This is a genomic window from Pseudomonas sp. BE134, from assembly GCF_031456105.1.
In the GTDB taxonomy this organism is placed as follows: Bacteria; Pseudomonadota; Gammaproteobacteria; order Pseudomonadales; family Pseudomonadaceae; genus Aquipseudomonas.
Genome location: NZ_JAVDUA010000011.1, coordinates 1 through 21,169 on the forward strand (window position 1 = coordinate 1; position 21,169 = coordinate 21,169).

17 protein-coding genes are annotated in these 21,169 nt (G+C 58.1%); 6 read left to right on the top strand and 11 right to left on the bottom strand.

Annotation, left to right across the window (positions count from 1 at the left end):
• Window positions 1-218 precede the first annotated feature (218 nt).
• Window positions 219-2,690: a UvrD-helicase domain-containing protein gene (locus J2Y56_RS11190; protein WP_310350149.1), complete on the bottom strand. Its 2,472-nt coding sequence runs from the start codon at window positions 2,688-2,690 to the stop codon at window positions 219-221.
• 235 nt (window positions 2,691-2,925) lie between these two features.
• Between J2Y56_RS11190 and J2Y56_RS11195 the strand changes: the two genes are divergently transcribed.
• Window positions 2,926-3,621, top strand: coding sequence for a pirin family protein (locus J2Y56_RS11195; protein WP_310350151.1), 696 nt, complete (start codon window positions 2,926-2,928; stop codon window positions 3,619-3,621).
• Window positions 3,622-3,684: 63 nt separating this feature from the next.
• Here the strand turns inward: J2Y56_RS11195 and pgm are convergent, their stop codons facing one another.
• The 4 genes from pgm to J2Y56_RS11215 all read right to left on the bottom strand — a co-directional run bounded on the left by pgm (window position 3,685) and on the right by J2Y56_RS11215 (window position 9,966).
• On the bottom strand, window positions 3,685-5,331 hold the full coding sequence (pgm, locus tag J2Y56_RS11200; RefSeq protein ID WP_007946067.1) for a phosphoglucomutase (alpha-D-glucose-1,6-bisphosphate-dependent): 1,647 nt from the start codon (window positions 5,329-5,331) through the stop codon (window positions 3,685-3,687).
• Window positions 5,332-5,441: 110 nt separating this feature from the next.
• Complete coding sequence (locus J2Y56_RS11205) at window positions 5,442-6,842, bottom strand: PLP-dependent aminotransferase family protein (protein ID WP_007946066.1); 1,401 nt, start codon at window positions 6,840-6,842, stop codon at window positions 5,442-5,444.
• Window positions 6,843-6,909: 67 nt separating this feature from the next.
• Window positions 6,910-8,370 (bottom strand): hypothetical protein, encoded by a 1,461-nt coding sequence (locus J2Y56_RS11210; protein WP_310334547.1) that lies wholly within the window; start codon window positions 8,368-8,370, stop codon window positions 6,910-6,912.
• Between the two features lie 573 nt (window positions 8,371-8,943).
• Window positions 8,944-9,966 carry a zinc-dependent alcohol dehydrogenase family protein gene (locus J2Y56_RS11215; protein WP_310334545.1) on the bottom strand — a complete coding sequence of 341 codons (1,023 nt, stop codon included), beginning with the start codon at window positions 9,964-9,966 and terminating at the stop codon, window positions 8,944-8,946.
• A 270-nt stretch (window positions 9,967-10,236) separates the two neighbouring features.
• Here J2Y56_RS11215 and J2Y56_RS11220 point away from each other — a divergent pair, with 270 nt between their 5' ends.
• Window positions 10,237-11,151, top strand: a complete 915-nt coding sequence (locus J2Y56_RS11220) for a LysR family transcriptional regulator (protein ID WP_007946063.1) — start codon at window positions 10,237-10,239, stop codon at window positions 11,149-11,151.
• 13 nt (window positions 11,152-11,164) lie between these two features.
• On the opposite strand, the gene J2Y56_RS11225 is transcribed toward J2Y56_RS11220, so the two are convergent.
• The 4 genes from J2Y56_RS11225 to J2Y56_RS11240 all read right to left on the bottom strand — a co-directional run bounded on the left by J2Y56_RS11225 (window position 11,165) and on the right by J2Y56_RS11240 (window position 14,273).
• Window positions 11,165-12,190 carry an ABC transporter substrate-binding protein gene (locus tag J2Y56_RS11225; RefSeq protein ID WP_007946062.1) on the bottom strand — a complete coding sequence of 342 codons (1,026 nt, stop codon included), beginning with the start codon at window positions 12,188-12,190 and terminating at the stop codon, window positions 11,165-11,167.
• Between the two features lie 40 nt (window positions 12,191-12,230).
• Window positions 12,231-13,031 (bottom strand): ABC transporter ATP-binding protein, encoded by an 801-nt coding sequence (locus J2Y56_RS11230; protein ID WP_007946061.1) that lies wholly within the window; start codon window positions 13,029-13,031, stop codon window positions 12,231-12,233.
• A 1-nt stretch (window position 13,032) separates the two neighbouring features.
• Entirely contained in the window at window positions 13,033-13,917 is an 885-nt protein-coding gene (locus J2Y56_RS11235; protein ID WP_007946060.1) for an ABC transporter permease, read from the bottom strand.
• Between the two features lie 113 nt (window positions 13,918-14,030).
• Window positions 14,031-14,273 carry a hypothetical protein gene (locus tag J2Y56_RS11240; RefSeq protein ID WP_310334536.1) on the bottom strand — a complete coding sequence of 81 codons (243 nt, stop codon included), beginning with the start codon at window positions 14,271-14,273 and terminating at the stop codon, window positions 14,031-14,033.
• 25 nt (window positions 14,274-14,298) lie between these two features.
• Between J2Y56_RS11240 and J2Y56_RS11245 the strand changes: the two genes are divergently transcribed.
• Window positions 14,299-15,387 (top strand): LLM class flavin-dependent oxidoreductase, encoded by a 1,089-nt coding sequence (locus J2Y56_RS11245; RefSeq protein WP_310350155.1) that lies wholly within the window; start codon window positions 14,299-14,301, stop codon window positions 15,385-15,387.
• A gap of 258 nt (window positions 15,388-15,645) precedes the next feature.
• Here the strand turns inward: J2Y56_RS11245 and J2Y56_RS11250 are convergent, their stop codons facing one another.
• Together J2Y56_RS11250 and J2Y56_RS11255 are read right to left on the bottom strand one after the other, a co-directional pair.
• Window positions 15,646-16,440 (bottom strand): class II aldolase/adducin family protein, encoded by a 795-nt coding sequence (locus tag J2Y56_RS11250; RefSeq protein WP_310350157.1) that lies wholly within the window; start codon window positions 16,438-16,440, stop codon window positions 15,646-15,648.
• Between the two features lie 124 nt (window positions 16,441-16,564).
• A complete protein-coding gene (locus J2Y56_RS11255; protein WP_007949294.1) occupies window positions 16,565-17,470 on the bottom strand; it encodes a LysR family transcriptional regulator in 906 nt (301 codons plus the stop codon).
• Between the two features lie 229 nt (window positions 17,471-17,699).
• Between J2Y56_RS11255 and J2Y56_RS11260 the strand changes: the two genes are divergently transcribed.
• The 3 genes from J2Y56_RS11260 to J2Y56_RS11270 all read left to right on the top strand — a co-directional run bounded on the left by J2Y56_RS11260 (window position 17,700) and on the right by J2Y56_RS11270 (window position 21,166).
• Entirely contained in the window at window positions 17,700-18,308 is a 609-nt protein-coding gene (locus J2Y56_RS11260) for a cysteine dioxygenase (protein ID WP_007949293.1), read from the top strand.
• Entirely contained in the window at window positions 18,305-19,888 is a 1,584-nt protein-coding gene (locus J2Y56_RS11265) for a rhodanese-related sulfurtransferase (protein ID WP_310334528.1), read from the top strand. The genes J2Y56_RS11260 and J2Y56_RS11265 overlap by 4 nt, the downstream gene beginning before the upstream one ends.
• A 315-nt stretch (window positions 19,889-20,203) precedes the next feature.
• Complete coding sequence (locus J2Y56_RS11270) at window positions 20,204-21,166, top strand: ABC transporter substrate-binding protein (RefSeq protein WP_310350159.1); 963 nt, start codon at window positions 20,204-20,206, stop codon at window positions 21,164-21,166.
• Window positions 21,167-21,169 lie beyond the last annotated feature (3 nt).

Sequence of the window (21,169 nt, forward strand, 5' to 3'; positions counted from 1 at the left end):
ATCAATCACGCGAACGAGGTGATCCTCAGGGATTAAATCCTCCAGCGAAACCGGAAAAAGGCTGGTCTGATCGCGCGCTTGACCTTGGATGTAAGCCATAACAAAGAAAATGCCCCGTATCTTTCGATTACGGGGCATTTTCTTAAACCGCGATGCAGATTGCTAGGTTTTCACACAGTCTGTTTATGTGGGCTTTTTTTTTGGGCGACGACTCAGGGTTACGCCAGTTTCTGGCTGACTCGATGATCGGCAAAAAACGTTTTCCCCTTGCCGATACGGTCAGACGCCTTGGGCATGTTCGCCGCCATGTCCTGCCCCTCGACATACCAGTAGCAGTGACTCACTGCCCGGGTGATGCCGACGTAAGCCAAGCGCAGGATTTCGTCTTTTTGTGCGCTGTCGTACGGCTCGCTGTCGCCGGCCTTGCCGAGTCCCGCCATACGGTAAACCTGGTTCTTGTAGGGGGAACTGGTCAAATGCTGACAATCGCCGAGCAAAAACACTGCGTCAGCCTGCAAGCCTTTGGCGCTGTGGTAGGTCAGCTGTTTGAGACGTCGCGCTTCAAAAGGCAAGCTAGAATCTACATTAACTACAGCTTGAATATGCTGTTCAATCAATAGCTTATCGCTACTTTTTCGATACAGCATCAAGATTGAATCACCCTTTCGGTAATGCTCCATCAAGCGTTGGGCCATGCCCTGATCGTCTCGATCCAGAACGTTGACCGGCAACAACGCTTTAGGCTCGCCGCAGGCTTTGGCTTTCTTGCCCGCGATAGCCGGCGCTGCCCGGACGATATGCTCGGCGGCGTCGATAATGTGCTGATGACTGCGATAATTGTCACTGAGCATGACTTTGGTGGTGCTCGGCGACGGGAACTCCTTGTTGAAGTCCATGAAATACGTCGGCGAACTGCCGCGCCAGCCGTAAATGGACTGCCAGTCATCCCCCACGCAAAGCAAAGACGAGCGTTGCGCCCCCCGACCGACATGCATGGCGGGGCCTCGGCTGCGGATTTCGGCCAGACTGGCACGAATCCAGGAAACGATCTGTGGCGATACGTCCTGGAATTCGTCGATCATCAGGTGCGACAGTGGCCGCAGCAGTTCGTCGCTGAGTAGCTTCAAATTTTCCGGAGAATGCTCGCTGAACAAGGCGAACATCCGGTTGTAGGTCATCACCGGCGGTTTTTGATCCAGCAGATGATCTTCCAGCGCTCGCCAGAACAGGCTCAAGGCTTCGAAGAAGAACCTGTCAGGGTCGTCCTTGGCGAAAATCATCTGGCCAACGGCGTTCGGAACATCCAGCCCCAGATTTTCAATAAACCCGGCCGCCGCGACAAAACAGTCCAACAACGGTGCAGAAGCGAGCTCGCCTTTGACCTTGTAATCAAAACCCGGCCCCGCGCTGGCATCGCCTGCCAAAGAGGCCACAACGCGCCTCGATGATTCATAACTATCAAGCCATATCAATGGCTTACGACAGAAAGCTTGAAACAGGGTGCGTTTAACCGCCCACTCCGCCCGAACGGTCAGCTTGGCATTCGGGCGGCAGACTTGCGGGTTCTCCCGAGGATCGAAACCCAGTACGACCCACGCATCCAGGCTCGGGATGTAGCCGTGGCAACGGAACGTCGAGCCATTGATATCGAAAGATTGACGATTGGGTTCAATGCCTTTGATCGGCCAGGCGCCCGCGCGAAACCACAGATCTTCAATGGCGTCACAGAGCTCTTCGTCGCGCTTGGCCGCCAGTTCGGTCACGGCCACGCGTTTTTGCACATCGGGATGGTCGCGCTCCAGCTCCTTGAGCTGCAAGGCGTGGCGGGACAAAGGCTTGATCAACTCGCGAAAGCGCTCATCGCGAATATGAAGCTGGTGATAGCAGGCGTTGAGCTGCTGTCGCTGAGCGTCATTGATACGCAGGTCGAACGGATTGCTGTCGACCTCTTCCTCGCCAGTTTGCAGGCGGTTGCTGAGGTTTTCGAAGGCTTGCAGTCGTTCGAACCCTGGCAGGCTGCGAACCATTGGCAGAATGCGCGAGTGAAAGGTGCGCACCAGATCACGCGCTTCTTTTAAGCTAAGCGCCCGGCCCCACACCCCAAACAGCTCGATCAGTTTATTGATGAAGTCTTTGCGCGACTCGCGGGTAAAGGTCACCACCGTCATCGAGCTCAACTCGAAGCCCAAATAGTGGGTCAGCAATAGAATACGCAACACCAGTGTGGTCGATTTGCCGGCGCCCGCCCCGGCAATCACCGACGTCGAGGGTGTGTCACTGAAAATCATCTTCCACTGCGCAACGCTCGGCTGGGCATGGGGTGGCAACAGTCTGGCGACATCGGTCTTCATGCGCTTCTTCAGTTCAGCGCTCAGTGGCAGTCGCCAATCGTCAAACAGATTGTCATCAACGTTGGGTGGCCGATGCTCGGTGGAGCGCGAATCGCGGATCAACAGGACCTGCCGACCTTCTTCCAGCCCCTCAAGTTTTCCTTCCTTGAAGCCGTAATCAAACCCCGCGCTGTGACCGCTGCGAAAGCCGTCAGCCTGCCCGTGCAACCAGGAAGCGCGATGTTGCGCACGCAGGCGGGTCAAGCCATGACCGAAGAATCGGGCGGCGAGACGCTTGAGCAACGGCATCTCGGCCAGAGGACGAAGTTCAGGAGGAAGATCGGGGGTGTGTTGCGGCACGCGGGCTGACTCCAGGGTGTGAGGCTGTTGAGGGCTATGGTGTCTGCATTTGCCCTTGAGTTCTAGTGAAATGCTTTTAGGTCATTGGCTTATGCGATGAAGTGAAGGTTGGGCGAGAGAATTACGGGGTATTTCACATCAACTAATTCGATTGTAATGCGGCATTTTTTACGCTTTTTATCGATGCGTAGCTAATAGATGATGCTCGCCATTAACCCCCTTTCAGGAGATGACCATGCTCGAACTCAGACCCTTCAGCTCCCTGGGCGGCGCCCATCACGGCTGGTTGGATGCCCATCATCACTTTTCGTTCGCCGAGTACCATGATCCCAAGCGCATGAACTGGGGCAACCTGCGAGTGTGGAACGATGACGTGATTGCCTCCGGCACCGGGTTCCCAAAACACCCGCACCGGGACATGGAGATCATTACTTATGTGCGTGAAGGCGCGATTACTCACGAAGACAACCTGGGTAACAAGGGCCGCACCGAAGCCGGCGACGTTCAGGTCATGAGCGCTGGTACGGGCATCGCCCACAGCGAATACAACCTGGAAGCGACGCCGACCAAGATCTTCCAGATCTGGATTATCCCGAACGAATCCGGCCTGGCGCCGTCCTGGGGCGCCAAGCCGTTCCCGAAAGGTGAACGTGAAGGCTTCGTGACCTTGGCCAGTGGCAAATCCGGCGATGATCAGAGCCTGCGAATCCGTGCCGATGCACGCTTGGTGGCAGCGAACCTGAAGGCCGGTGAATCTGCTGAGTATCGCCTCGACAGTGGTCGCCGAGCTTACCTGGTTCCCGCCACTGGGGCGATTGAAGTCAATGGCTTACGTGCGCAAGCTCGAGACGGTGTTGCGGTGGCCGATGAGCAGCTGTTGCGGGTGACGGCTATTGAGGACAGCGAAATCGTCCTGGTTGACCTGGCTTGATTCGATAAACGCCAGGCAAAAAAAAGGGGCGACCGTGATGATCGCCCCTTTTTGCCGTCTGGATTACTTGGCTGCGATTGCGCCATCCACCAGCGTTTGAGCCTCTGCCACCAACTGCTTGAGGTGGTCATCACTCACAAAGCTTTCGGCGTAAATCTTGTAGATGTCTTCTGTGCCCGACGGACGTGCCGCGAACCAGCCATTTTCGGTCATGACTTTCAGGCCGCCAATGGCCTGATCGTTGCCTGGCGCATGACTGAGGATGCTCTGGATCGCTTCGCCCGCCAGTTGGGTCGAGGTGACCTGATCCGGTGACAGTTTGCTCAGCAAGGCTTTCTGTTCCGGGTTGGCCTTGGCATCCACGCGTACCGAGAACGGCTCGCCGAGTTCGTCAGTCAACGCGCGATAGGCCTGACTTGGATCGCGACCGGTGCGAGCAGTCATTTCGGCGGCCAGCAATGCCGGGATCAATCCATCCTTGTCGGTGCACCAGACGCTGCCGTCCTTGCGCAGGAACGAGGCGCCAGCACTTTCTTCACCGCCAAAGCCCAGCGAGCCGTCGAACAAACCGTCAGCGAACCATTTGAAACCGACCGGCACTTCATACAAACGGCGGCCCAGACGCTTGGCCACGCGATCAATCAAGCCGCTGCTGACCACGGTTTTGCCCACGGCAGCATCGGCGCGCCACTGAGGGCGGTTCTGGAACAGGTAGTCGATGGATACCGCGAGGTAATTGTTAGGCGCCAGCAAACCACCGGACGGCGTAACGATGCCATGGCGGTCGTGATCCGGGTCGCAGGCAAAGGCCACGTCAAAGCGTTCCTTCAGACCGATCAGGCCTTGCATCGCGTGGGTGGACGATGGGTCCATGCGAATCTGACCATCCCAGTCGACGGTCATGAAGCGGAACGTCGGGTCGACCTGTTTGTTGACTACGTCGAGGTCCAGACGGTAGTGCTCGGCAATCGCCGACCAGTAGCGCACCCCTGCTCCGCCCAGCGGATCAACGCCCAGACGCAGCTTGGCATCCCGGATGGCGTCGAAATCGATCACGTTGATCAGATCGGCGACGTAGGTGTTCAGGTAATCGTGACGATGGGTTGTGCTGGCTTTCAGCGCCTGCTCGTAGCTGATGCGTTTGACGCCAGCGAGTCTGGCTGCCAGCAGCTCGTTAGCCTTGGCTTCGATCCACTTGGTGATATGAGTATCGGCCGGGCCACCGTTGGTAGGGTTGTATTTGTAGCCCCCGCTTTGCGGCGGGTTGTGTGACGGCGTAATGACGATACCGTCCGCCAGTCCGGAAGTACGGCCACGGTTGTAGCAAAGAATCGCGTGAGAGATGGCCGGGGTCGGTGTGTATTCATCACCTTCGGCAATCATCACGGTGACGCCGTTGGCGGCCAATACTTCCAGGGCACTGGCACCCGCTGGCGTGGACAGTGCGTGGGTGTCGATCCCGACGAATAACGGGCCGTCGATGCCCTGGGCCTCGCGGTACAGGCAAATCGCCTGACTGATTGCCAGAACGTGCCATTCGTTGAAACTCAGGTCGAACGAACTGCCTCGGTGCCCGGAGGTGCCAAAGGCTACACGTTGGGTAGAGATGGCGGCGTCAGGCTGGCCAGTGTAGTAAGCCGTTACCAGTCGCGGGATGTCGACCAGCAATTCTGCCGGTGCCGTTTTGCCCGCAAAGGAACTGAGTGTCATGCAAAACCTCTGGAATAGACGGGTCAGGAATTGGAACGCAGTTTACTGGCAGTTTAACCGCAACGCGATGGGATCGATTCAAGATGATTCAGCATGTTTGACGGCCTCGCTCAATCGGTGGCCTCCAGACGCAGGGCATCCCCCAGCAGGCCCAGTGAAACGGCGAGGTCATGCTCACCGCCAAAGGTATGGCTCAGCCGCAAGTGTTGCCCATGCAGACCACGCAAACTAAACAATTCCCCCGGCGCCACCACTACCTGCTGCTTGAGCAGACGGTGGAACACGCCTCGCACATCCACTCGCCGCAACGAGCGTACCCAGATTGTTGAGCCGCCCAGGGGGTCGACGAAGTGCAAGGCGTCTGCCAGTCGCTCCTCCAGCAATTGGGTCATTTGCACTTTGCGCTCTTTGAGCAGCCGGCGCAGCATCAGCAAGTGCTGATCGATTCGTCCATTGTTGTACAGACGCGCGATGGCCTTCTGGCGGATCGGCGATAACCGGAACGATCTCAGCAGAAAGTGCCGCTGCAGTTCGCCTCGCAGTTGCCGCGACAGCAGATAACCATAAGGTGCTTCGGGCCCGATGACCTTCTCGAACGTGGAGAACACGATCAATCGCTCAGGGTCCAGCCAATCGCGAAACCGTGGCCGACCCGGTTCAAATTCGAGTTCTGCGTAACAATCATTCTCCAACACCCAACTGCCGTGCCGCTCCAGCAACTGCGCAGTCGATTGTCGATTGCTGTCGCAGGCCATACTGCCGCGTGGCATGTTCAGGCCGGACGACAACATCACCAGCCTCACCGGTTCGGTTTCCAGCAGCGTCTGCAAATGCTCAAGGTCGATACCGCCATCGGCTTGCAATGACAATTCGATGACCTGCACGTCGGCGTCCTGAAACAATCGCAGGATCGCCCAGTCGCAAGGCGACTCCACCACGACCGTGGAGTCTTTGAGGTGAAGCGCCGCGATCAATATTTCCAGGACGCCCCGCAGATCAGCACCGATGTAGACATCGTCGGCGTGCCAGCAGCGTGCCGGAGAAGAGGTATATCGTGCCGCCAGGGCCGCACGCAGTTCCCGCTCGCCACAGGGCTGAGAGGCCGGTTGCGGCTGGCGTGGATACTGGCGCAACAATTCTCTTTCAAGCAGCAACAGCGGGCTGTCCAACGGTTGCAGCAGTGCCGGTTCATCGGCGCTCAGAACCAGCATTCCCGGGCGTCTGGCATTGACATAGAGAGTCTCCAGCAGGTCATTGCCGCTGCACGCAGGCCGAATGAACGACACGGGCAGCGCGTAATAACCGGATTTGGCCACCGAATAGACCCGCCCTTCCTTTTCCAACAGCGAATACGCGTACTGAATGGTCGAGATCGATACACTCAGGCGTTCCGCCAACTGCCGTAACGAAGGAAGCCGCACACGCGTGTCGCTGACCGGCTCGCTGATCAAATGAGTCAGGTAGCGGTACACCGCCTGATAGGCGAAGTCGGTTTCTCGCGGTCCTTTCATGAGCAATGGTCGAGCATACAGAGCTCGTCCCGCTGGCGCTGAGTGCGTGCTATCAAGCCCGGCACTTTCAACGTCCCGTTGACCGTTCGCCCGTCATGGCATTAATCGCCATCACTTCTGCCTGGAGAAGCGTGTCCCCTGGTTCGGCGCTGACTACCGGCCCCATGCGATAAAGCGTACCGATCAGGCTGACGGGCAGCCCGCTGACGTCGACCATCCATTGCAGTACCTGCTCGGGCGCAGGCTTGCCCTGCATGGCCCGATGCAGTTCGGGCAACGCCACGAGCATGCCGGGATGACACTGGCGTAGAAAACGTTCAAGCGAGGCGCCGTTCTCGACAAAGGGCGCAAACAGTAAACACACCAGTTGAGCTTCGTTCAGGCCGAGGTTTCTTTGCGCCTCGACCGCCGCCAGTTCGCGCTGATCCGACAGGGCTGCCGGGTTGCCGTACGTCTGCAGTGCCTGGTCGCACACATGCTCTGAAAGTTGCTTGCGCTGCATCATGACCAATAGCCGCTGCAAATAATCGCTGATGCCGGCCTCGTACGTATGTCCCTGCACGAAGCAGGCTTGCAGCCCACGCAGGTGTGCGCAAATCGAAAGGCTGACGTATTCGTTATCACCAACCTGAGACGTCAGCCCGTCAGGTTGATACTTCAGAAACTCGGTCAGCAACGGCCAGCGCTCTTCCAGGTTGCTGACCAGCATGTCGTGAATGTCGATGAATGTCGCGCGGCGACACGCCTCAAAACTTTCTGCGGGGCGCCACACGGGCTGCTCATGCCCGGAATAAAACTCGCGATAGCAATCGCTGCCCAGCTCATCAAGCCGCGTGAACAGTTGCTCATAGCCGGATTCAGGTTGCTCCGGCATCGGGAAGCCGGCCTTTTCCGCAGCACGGTTCAATCCCTCCATAAACTGCTGTTGCTGGCGCGGTGAGTCGCTACTGACCAAGGCATCGACGCCCCGCTCCCAGCGGGCGATCTGGCCGTAGAACTCGCCCGTTGCCAGGTAGCCGTCATCCCACAGATCCAGGGGGCCGTTCCAGGTGCGGCGGTGACCGATCATCAACAGATTGAGGCGATTTGACTCGCGGCCGGCTTCAGAGACTCCAACCCCGTGATTGAACGGCAAGACTTCGCGGTTATCGACCATCAACACTTCAACCCGAGGATCATCATAAAGAAACAACGCACTGCAGCTGCGATGGATGTTTTCAAGGGCCGTCGAGGCTGTGCCGTTCAAGCGCAAGGTCGCCACCCGCAGCTGGAACGTCGCGGGTGCCCGGCCGGCTATGCTCAATTGCGCGGCGCGCAGCAGTGCAAGGGTGTAACAGCTGTCACGTGTCCCGGTCTGGATTGTCAGCACCTTGAACTCGCCAATACGTTCCATGCCACCCGCAGCAACCACCACGCGCTGAATCAACAGCTGCAATGCAGTGCGTTCGGCCCGTGAGAAGAAACTCAGCAATCGCTGCAGTACTTGCTGATAAACATAGTTCATTGCCTGATCATGGGTATTGGTCATCATTGTTTACCTGTTACTCATAGGTTCGATATCACGCAAACAACGCTTTGCATTGCGCAATCGGTTGCCCGTCATGATTAGAGTGCCGTGCTTGATATCAAATGCTAACACTTAGTTTTTAGTCATTATTTGAAACGATTAGAACTGGCAGACAAACCGCCAGGCGGCCGCAGGCCTCCAGGCCCGACAGAGCGGGCGCCTGGCGATGATGCGGGAGTTCCTAGGAAATATCCGACAGCGTCCCACAGAGAAGTAGCACGACAAATAAAGAAAGAAGTCACCCTAAGTTTTTCGGCAACTGTTCGACGACACTCTAATTGTTGAGTTTGTATTGCCGGGGCGCATTGAAAAGTATCTGCCCGATACCTGGCCATAGCTCATTCCTTGAGATGAAAGTAATCATTCAATTATCGGGGCTTATAGGGTGATTAGAAGATACAGATTGAGGGCAAAAACCAGTTCAGTTGCTGAACGGCCCCATCATGGGTTGACGGGACGCCTCATAATTTTGGAGGGAGAATAAAAACGTGTGGCGGGGGAACTTGCTCCCTCGCCACATTTTTCGGGGACGTGTTACGCAGGCTCGACCTTAAGGGCGACCCGCTCGCGGCATGGGCATTCGTCCATGTAGCGGTGTGCTTCGACAAACTCGGAAAACGGGAAGACCCGAGTCTTGAGCGGCAGTAGCACGTGGTCAGCGGTCAACTGGTTGATGTCACGCAATGCGCGCTGCAGTGCGGCCTGGTCCTGAGTGATGCCCAGCTCCGGCTTGCCCGTGAAGTTGCCGATACAGTGCACAAAGAACTGAATGTTCTTCTGGAACGCTGCACAGGCCGGGAACGGCGTCTGGTTACCGCCTTGCAGGCCGTATAACACCAGGCTGCCACGCGGCGCGAGCGCATCGCCCAGCAGCGACATCTGCGGACCACCCAACCCGTCGAACACCACATCCACACCGCGGTTGTCCGTGATTTTGTTAATCCGCATGAGCAGATCTTCATCTTCGGTGACGATGACTTTCTCGGCACCCAGCGTTAACAGGTATTCACGCTCTTGCGCCGTTTTGGTGGCGGCAATCACTCGAACGCCCAAGGCTTTGCCCAGTTGTACGAACGAAGGTCCGGCACAATGGCTGGCGTCGGTCACCAGGACAAATTGCCCCGGTTTGACGCGAGCCAGATCGACGAGCGCGAAGTAGGCAATCAGCAACGGTGTGTAATGCACGGCCGCTTCGATCGGACTCAGCACCTGCGGATAAAGGGTCAGTGACGAGCGCGGCAAAACAATTTGCTCGCCGTACACCGGATAGTCGTTCGGGCTTTGGGCCGGAAAGCTGGCGACCTTGTCACCGACTGCCAGGTCATCGACGCCCTCGCCGAGCGCCGTCACTACACCGGCCATTTCCTGACCAATACCGGCAGGCAGGCGAGCGTGAGACGGGGCCAGGTTCTGGCGCCAAAGTGTGTCGTACCAGCTGATGCCAATCGCCTCGACGCGCACCTGCACTTCGCCTGGAGCAGGAAGTACTGCCGCATGCTCTTCGCATTTGAGCACCTCGGCCGGACCAAACTTGTGAAAACGGATCGTGCGGGACATCGCAAACCTCGTCAAAGTAACCTCTAATGCCCTGAACTCTATCTGGGCTTTGTACCCAAGACTATCAGTGGCTATTAATAGTCGACATGCCTGTCATTGATTCCGCAGCACCGGCGACATTGTCAAAATGTCGTGAAAATCGAAGCGGTCCTTCAGGAAAAACTGAATTACACGGTGCAGAGTAGCAGCCTTTCCCCGTAAGATTCATGCCGGCCATTGTTCTTATATGGCCGCTCTCGTCAAGCTTGATGACTCTGCCAGGGACTCCAGATGAATCGTAATGACCTGCGTCGTGTCGACCTGAACCTGTTGATCGTTTTCGAAACATTGATGCACGAACGCAGCGTAACCCGCGCTGCAGAGAAACTGTTTCTCGGCCAGCCAGCCATCAGTGCGGCGCTCTCGCGCCTGCGCGGGCTGTTCGATGATCCGCTGTTCGTGCGCACCGGTCGCAGCATGGAGCCGTCTGCACGGGCGATAGAAATCTTCGCCCTGCTCTCCCCCGCGCTGGACTCGATTTCCACGGCCGTCAGCCGTGCGGCAGAGTTTGATCCGGCCACCAGCACCGCGGTGTTCCGCATTGGCCTGTCGGACGATGTCGAGTTCGCCCTGCTGCCGATGCTGCTCAAACGCCTGCGCGCCGAATCGCCTGGGATCGTGCTGGTGGTGCGTCGGGCCAACTACATTCTGATGCCGAGCCTGCTGGCTTCGGGCGAGATTTCCATCGGCGTCAGCTACACCGCCGATCTGCCGGCCAACGCCAAACGCAAGGTGCTGCGCCGCAGTATGCCGAAACTGTTGCGAGCCGACACCGTGCCCGGGCCATTGAGCCTGGATGACTTCTGTGCCCGGCCGCATGCGCTGGTGTCGTTCGCGGGTGACCTTAGCGGCTTTATCGATGACGAACTGGAAAAGCTCGGGCGCAAACGCCATGTCGTGCTCGCGGTACCGCAGTTCAACGGGCTGAGCACGCTGCTGAGCGGCACCGATATTGTGGCGACGGTGCCTGACTATACGGCCGATGCACTGACGGCGGCCGGTGGTGTCCGTGCTGAAGATCCGCCGCTGCCGGTGCGCAGTTTTGAATTGCACATGGCCTGGCGTGGGTCGCAGGATAATGATCCGGGAGAACGCTGGCTGCGTTCCCGGATACAGATGTTTTTTGGGGATCCGGACAGCCTTTAAAAAACCAACCGGACTACCGCGTCGACTGCGATTGCGTCACCGTCAAAGGCACAGCGGTAAACACCGTGGTATCCGTGAACTTTTCCACGTCGACGCGATGGGGAAAGATCTTCTTTTCCACGAACAGGTCATCGACTTGCTGCAAGGCCTGGACATCCCGTGGCTCGACCGGCAACAGCGATTCGTCGCCCCAGCTGCGCAGTCGTGTCGAGACGTCCAGCGGCACATCGTTGACCTTGGCGAAGACCCGCGCGTACTCCTCGGGGTTCTGCCGAGCCCATTCGAAGGCCTTGGCAAAGCGTTGCAACACGTCACTGAGTGCTTTGCGCTTAAGCGGGTCGGCGAGGACTTCATCAGAGGCGGTAATAAAGGTCAGTCCGGTATTGATGCCCTCCCCGGTGATCAACACCCGAGCGCCTTGCTGTTCTGCAAACGCCTGGTAGATACCAAAGGTGGCCCAGGCTTCGATTTTCCCGGCGCTGAATGCAGACAAGGCGTCGGTGGGCAAAACGAACCCGATGTTGACGTCCTTCTCATCAACCCCGGCATTGGCCAGTGCGCGAATCAACAGGTATTGGGAAATGCTGCCTCGGGCCGACGACACCACGACATTTCGACCTTTCAGATCCGCCACCTTAGTGATGGTCGAATCGGCTGGCACCAGGATCGCAATGCTCCTTGATTGACTGCGCCGTACCGCGACGATACGCAACGGCGTGCCCCCGGTAGCAGCGGCAAGGACCGGCGTATCACCGGCGGGCCCCAAATCGACGGCACCGGCGCGCAAAGCTTCAAACAACGGCGCGGCACCCTGGAAGTTCGCCCACTCGACCTTATAGTCGATGCCCTCCAGCGCATTCGCCGCCTCCACTACAGTGCGCAAGCCTTTGGCCTGATCACCCAGCACCAGCGTCACACCGGACAAGTCTGAACGGGTAGCGGAAGTCGTTTTGCTTTCGACCGACTCACCGCAACCGCCGAGCAGCAACGCGGCCGCCGATAACAACACAACTGCAGATTTCCTTACGCATATCGACATGGTGGAATCTCCCTGTATCAAAAAAAAACTGGAATTTGCATCAACCATGGGCGAAACGCCGGGCGGTACTGGTGGGTGCCTGCCGCTCGGCGACAGCAGCTGATTCCACTTCCACACCCAGCAAAGTCAGCAAACGCGCACGGATGGCCTGGAAACCGGATTGTCCGGTGTCGCGAGCCCGGGGCAGATCGATAGACACCTGTTCGGCGATCTTGCCGTTGGCCAGCACGATGACCCGATCGGCCAGCAGGATCGCTTCATCCACGTCATGGGTGACCAGCAACACCGCAGGGGTGTGTTTGCGCCACAATTCGATGATTAGCCGATGCATGCGAATCCGGGTCAGCGCGTCGAGTGCGGCAAACGGTTCATCGAGCAACAACAGCTTGGGTTCGCGCACCAGACCACGTGCCAGTGCCACACGTTGTGCTTCGCCGCCGGAAAGCGTGGCCGGGTAAGCGTCCAGCCGATGGGCCAGCCCCACTTCAGTCAGTGCCTGCACGGCGCGAGCTTTGGCGTCGGGGATGTGCAGCCCGAGAATCACGTTTTTCCAAGCACGTTTCCAGGGCATCAAACGAGGTTCCTGAAACACCGCCGCCCGCGCCTTTGGCACCAGTAACTGACCGCTGTCGATACTGTCGAGGCCGGCCAGGCTACGCAGCAAGGTGGTCTTGCCCGAGCCGCTGGCCCCCAATAACGCGACGAACTCACCCGGTGCGATGTCCAGGTCCAGACCATCAATGACCCGTTGCTCGCCGAACTGGCGCACCACATTGCGCAGTTGTACCGGTGCTGCCGAATGGGCAGATTTCGACGGGTCCAAAAGATCGATGCTCGACATATCAGTTCCTCACGAAAGTTGGGCGCCAGGCCAGGGCAAAACGCTCCAGCGTGCGGATCAGTCCGTCGATCAACAGGCCGAGGACGCTGTAGATAAGCAGGCAGATCACGATGACGTCAGTGCGCATGAAGTCCCGCGCGTCGCTGGCCAGAAAACCGATGCCGGCGGTGGTGTTGATTTGCTCGACGAACACCAGCGCCAGCCAGGAAATTCCCAGGGAGTAGCGCAAGCCGACAAAAAACGAGGGCAACGAGCCCGGCAGGATCACGTGCCAGATCAGTTCGCGACGACTCAGTCCAAGGGTGTTGGCGGCCTCGATCAACTTGGGGTCGATGCTGCGAATGCCGGCGAACAGATTCATGTACACCGGGAAGGTTGTACCAACGACGATCAGCGCAATCTTGGTAAATTCGCCAATGCCGAACCAGAGAATGAACAACGGCACCAGAGCCAGCGACGGGATGGTGCGCAACATCTGCAGCGGTGAATCGAGGACCACCTCGCCGCGCTTGGACAGGCCGCTGATCAGCGCAGCCACCACGCCGAGACTGACACCGATACTCAAACCCACCAGCGCCCGTTGCAGCGATACCAGCAAGTGTTTGCCCAGTTCCCCGGAAGCGATCATGGCCCAAAGCGTGCCGCCGATTTGCGAGGGCGCCGCGATGACCCGTTGTGGGATCAGACCCCATTGCGACGCCAATTCCCATAACAGCAGCAATCCGATGGGGCTGAGTAAACGCAGCAAGACTTCAGGTGTCTGCCAGTTGCGCAGCCAGTGCGGCAACAGCCTTGACGCACCCTGCAGCTCACCGCGATGGCGAACAGCCTTGTTGACGGAAAACGAGCCATTGGTGCTCTGTGTATCGAAGGTCTTTTCAGTCATCAGGCTTCCTTCCTCAAAAAACATGGCCAGAGGTGCCATGCGTCAGCTTCGGTTTTCATGCTATTCGCATAAAAAACCTCAGTGAAATTCTTTTTAGGAATAACCTAATATGCTTATAAATCAGATATAAAGTTCAGCTGATAAATTATTTGCATAATAAACACCTGCATCCCTGCCCCGCTGCGGCCTGCATGACTGACACCGATTAAAATGCACTTAACTGATATTGAAAAACAATCATCATTCTTTAAATTAATAATTAACTTAGAACCAAACGGCATTTCACAGCCGCGCCCTGCTACGCCTATTTTGCATTCCACAGACCGACCCCAACGCCAGGTGGAGGCTTGAATCACGCCTATTCAACGAAAAGGAGCTCCCATGAGTATTGAATTCATCGGCTACATCGGCGGTCACCATTCTTCGGAAATCCACCCTCGCAGCGGGCCTGTGCTGCAGCCCGACTACGTGGAAAAAGTGGCACGCGCCCATGAGGAAGCCGGATTTGACCGCGCCCTGGTTGCCTTCCATTCCAACAGCCCTGACAGCACCCTGATTGCCTCGCACGCTGCCAGCGTGACCAAAAGCCTCAAGTTCCTGATCGCCCATCGGCCCGGTTTTGTCGCGCCGACCCTGGCCGCGCGACAGTTCACTACCCTCGACGTATTCAATGGCGGACGCACCGCCGTGCACATCATTACCGGCGGCGATGATCGCGAACTGCGCGCCGACGGCAGCTACATCGGCAAGGACGAGCGCTATGCCCGCACGGACGAATACCTTCATGTGCTGCGCCAGGAATGGACCAGCGAAAAGCCTTTCGACTACGCAGGGCAGTATTACCAAGTGGAGGGTGCGCATTCGCTGGTGAAGTCGGCGCAACTGCCGCACATTCCACTGTATTTCGGTGGTTCTTCGACAGTGGCCATCGAAGTGGCGGGCAAGCATGCGGACGTGTACGCGTTGTGGGGTGAAACCTATGAACAAGTTCGCGAGGTGGTAAAGCAAGTACGCGCCGAGGCTGCCAGACATGGCCGCAGCATTCGCTTCAGTTTGTCATTGCGGCCGATTCTGGCGGACACCGAAGCCCTGGCATGGGAACGTGCCGAGCACATCCTGCAGCAAGCCACCGCGCTGGCCGAGCAAAACGGTTTTGTACGCAGGGAACCTCCGAACGAAGGCTCTCGCCGCCTGCTCGCCGCTGCCGCCCAGGGCTCACGTCTGGACAAGCGCCTGTGGACCGGCATCGCCGGCCTGCTGGGTGCACAAGGCAATTCAACCTCTCTGGTCGGCACTCCGGAACAAGTAGCCGAAGCGCTGCTTGATTACTACGACCTGGGCATCACCACTTTCCTGATCCGCGGCTTCGACCCGCTCGACGACGCCATCGACTACGGCAAGCGCCTGATCCCCCTGACCCGCAAACTGGTGGCCGAACGGGAGCGGCAAGCATCGGAAAAAGTTGCCTAGACACCGACATTCCAATGTGAGCGAGCCTGCTCACGATTGCGACAGCACATTCAAAAGAGATGTTGACTAACACACCGCAATCGCGAGCAGGCTCGCTCCCACATTTTGATCAGTGACAACCACACAATTCATGCCCAACACATAACCCTGTGGGAGCGAGCCTGCTCGCGATTACAACAGCACACTCAGCAAATAAGTTGGCTGGCAAACCGCAATCACGAGCAGGCTCGCTCCCACACTTTGATCGGTGGCAGCGGATTAATTCTTGTAATCGGTGTCACTGCGCTCCAACTGCCGAATCAGCGCGTTCCAGTGCCGCGCAACGCCCGGTCCGTCACCGCTTTTGAATACCTCAGCCTGTTTCTCGACCTTGGCCACCACCTCGGCTGGCGGGAAGATCAACTCGACATTGCCAGCGGCTTGCGCGGCAATCTGAATAGTGCAGGCCCGCTCCAGCACGTGCAGTTGCTGGAACGCATGTTCAACACTGATGCCAGCAGTGAGCAAGCCGTGGTTGCGCAGTATGAGCACGCTCTTGTCGCCCAGATCCTCCACCAGTCGCTCGCGCTCGTCGAGGTCCAGCGCCACCCCTTCGTAACCGTGATAAGCCACCCGCCCGGAAAAACCGATGGCATGCTGGGAAATCGGCAACAAGCCGTTGCGCTGAGCCGATACCGCGATGCCGTCGCGCGTATGGGTATGCAGCACCGCTTGCAGGTCAGGACGCGCAGCGTGGATCGCACTGTGGATCACGTAACCGGCCGGGTTGATACCCAGCCCTGTTGGGTCGTCGACGATGGTGCCATCAATGTCGACCTTGACCAGGCTGGAAGCGCTGATTTCGTCAAACAGCAGTCCGAAGGCATTGATCAGGAAATGCTCTTCTGGCCCCGGTACCCGCGCGGAAAAATGCGTGTAGATGTGGTCCGTCCACTTGAACAGGGCAGCCAGCCGATAGGCCGCGGCCAGTTTTACACGCACCTCCCATTCTTCGGGGCTGACACGCTGACGAACATTTTTCGAGAAGCTGGATAACGGACTGACGCTGCTCATGGCAAAACTTCCTGGATGGTCTTAAGGACTCCAGCAAGCCTATGGGATGGCAAAAAATAATAAAAAGCACATTTTAATCTAAGCTAATTATTATTATTTTTTATGATAACAACGCTTTCCCGCCTCACGCCGCGCTCTTGATCTTCTGCAGCGATGCAGCAACCAGATTGCCAAAGGTATCCACCGGTCCTTGGAGGTTGCCGAGAAAGTGCGGATAGATCAGCCACAGGTCCATCACCGGTTTGAAATCTTTCAGCGGCATGACCGCCAACTGATCGAAATGAGCGCTGCGCTCCAGCAACGGACGCGGCACCAATCCGAGCCCCTGACCATCGGCCACCAGGCCCAGTTGTAACTCGGTGCCGAAGGTTTCCAGATTGACCCTCAGGGCCAGGCCCTGGTCCGACAGGGTTCGCTGCAACCCGGCGCGGAACCCGCAACCATCGGGATTGAGAATCCAGCCATTCTGATAAACATCAGCCAGTTTGCACGGACGCTTGGGCAACTGGGTCTTGGCGCACACCACTACCAACTCCACCTTGCCGATCGACTCGCCGACAACGTTGTCCGGAAAAACCTTCCCCGCCGGGAACAATGCAGCTGCCGCGTCCAGCTCTCCGCGCTCGATCTTGCCGACCAATTGACTGCCCCAGCCCGTGGCCACCTGCGCGCGCAGTTCGGGGTACTCGATGCGCAGATGCTTGAGTGCGTCGAGCAACACCACATCGCCGATGGTTTGCGGAACGCCCAGGCGCAACAGCCCGGTGGGCGGCGCATCGGTAGCCACCAGTTCGCGCAGCGCATCCATCTCCCGCAGGATCACCCGGCACTGTTCGTACACCCGCGTGCCGATCAAGGTGGGCTTGAGCGGCTTGGTATTGCGGTCGAACAACTCCACGCCCAAGGCCTGCTCAAAGTTCTGCACGCGCCGCGTGATGGCCGGTTGGGTCAACTGGAGCGACTCGGCGGCATGGCTGATGGACTGGCAACGAATCACTTCGACAAAGGCGTCGATATCATCAATTTTCATTTGGCCCGCACATAGAGAACAGTCAATAAGATGTCTGAAAAGCATAGTTCTATTGTCGGTATCTGGATAGCCCGGCCCACCCCAGCTCACTAATCAATAGCGTCTGGTGCTATACCAACGGGTTATAAATTCCTTTCAGCTATATCCTAATCATCAAACAATCGCATATTGATCAAAAACATTATGTTTAAATCAAAAGGAAAACTTCACAACGAACGATGGAATCGCCATGACCCAGGCCCGACACCCGGAAAGACTCAGAGCATTCATAGGCGCCCTGGCGGAGCTGATCGACAGCAACCCTCGCGAGGGTGATCTGTTGCATCGTGGCGGCAAACTGCTCAGCCAATTGGTCAGCCATGACGATTGGCTGCCTGAGGATTTTGCCCGCCCAGACCCGGAGCGCTATCAGCAATACCTCCTGCATGCTGATTCTCGGCAGCGTTTCAGCATCGTCAGTTTTGTCTGGGGACCGGGGCAAAGCACACCGGTCCATGACCATCGGGTTTGGGGGCTGATCGGTATGTTGCGGGGGGCGGAGTACTCCCAGGGTTTCCAGCGCCACACCGACGGCTCCCTGATCGCCGAAAGTGAGCGGGTGCACTTGCGACCGGGCCAGGTTGAGGCCGTGTCGCCCAAAGTCGGTGACATTCATCAAGTCAGTAACGCGTTTGATGATCAGGTCTCGATCAGCATTCATGTTTATGGCGCCAACATCGGAGCCGTGCGCCGCGCGGTGTATCAGCCCGACGGCAGCGAGAAGCTGTTCATTTCCGGTTATTCCAACGCCTTTCTCCCCAATATCTGGGATTTGTCCAAAGAGAACCAAGCCCTATGAGCACCCTACCGACCCGCTCCTTCGCCAAGATTCGCCAAGCTCTGCTGAACCGTGAAGAATTGGCGCTGCTGGATGTGCGAGAAGAAGCACCCTTTGCCGAGTCGCATCCGCTGTTCGCCGCCAACATTCCATTGTCGAAACTTGAACTGGAGGTGTTCTCGCGAATTCCCCGGCGCGATACCCTCGTGACGGTCTACGACAATGGCGAAGGCCTGGCAAGCATCGCCGCTCAGCGTCTGCACGACCTCGGCTACATCAATGTCAGTCTGCTCGAAGGGGGCCTGGAGGGTTGGCGCCGCGCCGGTGGCGAATTGTTCATCGACGTCAATGTGCCGAGCAAAGCCTTTGGCGAACTGGTCGAAAGCCAGCGTCATACGCCATCACTGGCAGCCGAAGAAGTTCAGGCCCTGCTCGATAACGAGGCCGATGTGGTAGTGCTCGATGCCCGGCGTTTCGATGAATACCAGACCATGAGCATTCCCACCGGCATCAGCGTACCGGGGGCGGAATTGGTACTGCGCGCACGGGAGTTGGCACCGGACCCAGCAACGCGCATCATCGTCAACTGCGCCGGTCGCACCCGCAGCATCATCGGCACGCAGTCGTTGATTAACTCCGGCATCGCCAACCCCGTTTCAGCCCTGCGCAACGGCACCATTGGCTGGACCCTCGCCGGGCAAAAACTGCAGCACGGCCAGTCGCGCCGATTCGCCCCGACCAGCGAAGAGCATCGGCAAATTGCCGCCGGCGATGCCCGTCGCGTCGCCGATAAAGCCCGGGTGGGCCGAGCAAAAATTGCCGACCTGCAACGCTGGCAGCAGGAACCGACCCGCAGCACTTACCTGTTCGACGTGCGCACCCCGGAGGAATTCGAAGCCGGGCACCTGCCAACCGCCCGCTCGACCCCCGGCGGGCAACTGGTGCAGGAAACCGACCACTTCGCCAGCGTGCGTGGCGCGCGCCTGGTGCTGGTCGACGACGATGGCGTGCGCGCCAACATGTCCGCTTCCTGGCTCGCACAACTGGGTTGGGAAGTGCATGTGCTGGATGACCTGCAGCCTGCACACTTCAGCGAAAAAGGTGCGTGGCAGGCACCGGTCCCCGCGCCCCGCCAGGCCGAAGAAATCAGCGCCGAGACATTAGCGCAATGGCTGACCCACGATGACACTGCGGTGCTGGACTTCACCAGCAGCGCCAATTATGTCAAACGCCACATTCCAGGCGCCTGGTGGGCATTGCGCGGGCAACTGCGTGAAGCACTGGCCAAGGTGCCATCGGCCGAGCGCTATGTACTGACCTGCGGCAGCAGTCAGTTGGCGCGACTGGCAGTGGCCGAAGTCGAGGCATTGACTGGCAAAGCCGTGTTTCTGCTCAAGGGTGGCACGGCCAGCTGGATCGCCGCGCACCTGCCTCTGGAAGAAGGCGAAACCCGTCTGGCGTCCCCGCGCATTGATCGCTACCGCCGCCCTTATGAAGGCACCGATAGCCCGCGCGAAGCGATGCAGGCCTATCTGGACTGGGAGTTCGGATTGGTCGACCAATTGGCCCGCGACGGCACCCATGGATTTTTCGTGATCTAGCCATTTGCACCCCGGCACCCCGGCACCCCGGCACCTCGGTCAGTACCGGGGTGCCGCTCTTCTTGAGCATCCCCTCCTCTTCAGACCAACACCTTCTCTCGCGCCTGGTGCGTTCTGCGTTCGTGCTGCTGAGCTTCAGCACCACCTTAAATGCATTAATTTAATAATAATAAACGCAATAATCAGCTAACTTAATAATTAGCATATAACCATAAAGAATTTCACAGCCGTTTCTTATAGAGATAACGTCAACCCACACCGACCCCTTCTCCAGGCGGAGGTTAATCGAAGCGCAACACCTGCCTGGAGTTTCCCATGTCACCCAAATCCCTGTTGTTGAGCCTTTTTTGCACCTTGGGCTTCACTGCGTCATCCCACGCCGCAGACCTGCAACCGCTGCTGGTAGCCAATCAGAAATCCACGATCAAAGTGCTGCTGGAGGTGTCCGGCGAGCTGAAGAATGTGCCCTACGACATCCAGTTCTCCGAGTTCCCGGCCGCCGCGCCACTGGGCGAGGCGCTCAATGCCGGTGCGGTAGACATCGGCGCTTTGGGCGATGCGCCGTATGTGTTCGCCCTCGGGGCCGGCGCGCCGATCAAGGTCGTCAGCATCGTGCATGCCGAGGGTCGCTATACAACGGCCATTCTCGCGCCCAAGGATTCGTCGCTGAACAATGCCAGCGACCTGAAGGGCAAAAAGATCGTCACCACCCGTGGCTCCATCGGCCACTTCCTGGCGATCAAGGCCTTGCGCAGCGCCGGCCTGAGCACCCACGACGTGCAGTTCATTTACCTGCTGCCGAGCGAGTCGCGAATCCTGCTGGATAACGGTAGCGCCGACGCCTGGTCGACCTGGGACCCCTACACCACCATTTCCACCACCCAGAGCCAGGCCAAGGTTCTGGTCAGCGGCGAAACCTTGTTGACCAACCATTTGTACTTTGCCGCCACCAGCCAGGCCATCGCCAACAAACGTCAGCAACTGGAGGACTTTATCGCCCGGGTTGATCGTGCGTATCGCTGGACCAACGTCCACCCCGAGGAATTTGCCGCCGCCCAGGCGCGCGTCACCGGTCTGCCGCTGGCGGTGCATATCGCCGTGGACAAAGGCACGCACATGCAACCGGTGGAAATCGACGACAAGGTGATCGGCGGCCTGCAAACCACCGCCGACATCTATCAGGAAGAAGGGATTCTCGGCAAACACATCGACGTGTCCCAAGGCTTCGACAAGAGCTTCAACGCCAAGCGCGCCCAACTCAACCAGGCATCTCGATAACGA